Here is a 433-nt window from a genome sequence, read left to right as displayed (position 1 = left end):
GGATCCGCTCGGTGGTCTTTTTTAAAGGCTGCCCTCATACCTGCCCGTGGTGCGCCAATCCCGAATCAATTTCACCCAGGATTCAGACCCTGCGCCGGGAGAGCAAATGCCTGCGCTGCACCCGCTGCCTGCAGGACGTTGCCGAATGTCCATCCGGAGCGTGGGAACAGATTGGCCGCGATGTGACGCTGGATAACCTGTTGCAGGAGGTGCTGAAGGATGAGGTCTTCTTTCGCGCCTCCGGCGGCGGAGTCACCCTCTCCGGGGGCGAAGTGCTCATGCAGGCCGGGTTTGCCGCCCGCTTTCTCCAGCGCCTGCGCCAGTGGGGGATCCGCACCGCCATCGAAACCGCGGGCGACAGCGCTTTTGACCGCTTCCTGCCGGTGGCCGAAGCCTGTAATGAAGTGCTGTTTGATTTTAAAATCATGGAACC

At 61.2% G+C, this 433-nt stretch carries 1 protein-coding gene; it reads left to right on the top strand.

What is annotated here, in order from left to right:
• On the top strand, nt 1-433 hold a 433-nt coding region (locus tag M3661_RS29905), incomplete at both ends, for a 4Fe-4S cluster-binding domain-containing protein (RefSeq protein ID WP_251491356.1).

This window comes from Paenibacillus sp. MER 180 (genome assembly GCF_023713665.1).
GTDB lineage: Bacteria > Bacillota > Bacilli > Paenibacillales > Paenibacillaceae > Paenibacillus_B > Paenibacillus_B suaedae.
The sequence above is the reverse complement of the archived record's forward strand: the minus strand, read 5'-3'. Positions and strand labels throughout refer to the sequence as shown.